Genomic DNA, 1,039 nt, shown 5'->3' with positions numbered 1-1,039 from the left:
TGAAGGAGGACCTCTTCCCGCGGACCGTGGACAAGGTGCTCTACCTGCTGGCCCCGGTCATCATGGTGGTGCCGGCGTTCCTGGCCTTCTCGATCGTGCCGTTCGGGCCGATGGTCAACCTGTTCGGCGTGCAGACGCCGCTGCAGCTGGTGGACCTGCCGGTGGCGGTGCTGTTCATGCTGGCCATGGGTGCCGTGTCGGTCTACGGCGTGGTGCTGGCCGGGTGGTCGTCGCGCTCGCCGTACGCGCTGCTGGGCGGTCTTCGGTCGGCGGCGCAGGTGGTCTCGTACGAGATCGCCATGGGCCTGTCGTTCGTGGCCATCTTCCTGTTCGCCGGGACGCTGTCCACCTCGGAGATCGTCAAGGCGCAGGAGCAGACCTGGTTCGTGGTGCTGCTGATCCCGTCGTTCCTGGTCTACGTGGTGTGCATGTTCGGCGAGGCCGCGCGCATCCCGTTCGACCTGCCCGAGGGCGAGGGCGAGCTGGTCGGCGGTTTCCAGACCGAGTACTCCTCGTCGCTGAAGTTCGCCCTGATCATGATGGGCGAGTACCTGCACACCTTCACCGCCTCCGGCATAGCCGTGACGCTGTTCCTCGGCGGCTGGCGGGCGCCGTTCCCGATCACGTACTTCTGGGAGGGCGCCAACCAGGGCTACTGGCCGGTGCTGTGGTTCCTCATCAAGTTCGTGCTCACCTTCAGCTTCATCATCTGGGTGCGGGCCTCGTTGCCGCGGGTGCGTTACGACCAGCTGATGTCGTTGGGCTGGAAGGTGCTGATCCCGGTCAACCTGGCGTGGATCCTGCTGGTGGCCGCCGTGCGCAACGTGGTGGTCAACGACGGCAACAAGACGCTCGGCATCGGGCTCGGCGCGGTCATCGTGATCGGGGCGCTGGCCATCTGGATGCGGTTCGACACCGTCAACCAGCGGCGCAAGGAGGCCAAGAAGGCTCAGGTCGAGGCCGAGTTCGAGGAACTGTCCGAAGAGCCGACGGCCGGCGGCTTCCCGGTGCCGCCGCTCGATCTGCCGCACTACCACGG

The 1,039-nt window shown here is 66.5% G+C and carries 1 protein-coding gene; it reads left to right on the top strand.

The annotated features are described in order from the left end of the window. Nucleotides 1–1,039: NADH-quinone oxidoreductase subunit H (locus tag ACIBVN_RS60950; RefSeq protein ID WP_397152064.1), on the top strand; the 1,039-nt coding region annotated here is incomplete at both ends.

Source organism: Nonomuraea sp. NPDC049400 (assembly GCF_044466425.1).
Classification (GTDB): domain Bacteria; phylum Actinomycetota; class Actinomycetes; order Streptosporangiales; family Streptosporangiaceae; genus Nonomuraea.
This window is presented reverse-complemented; position numbering and strand designations above follow the sequence as displayed.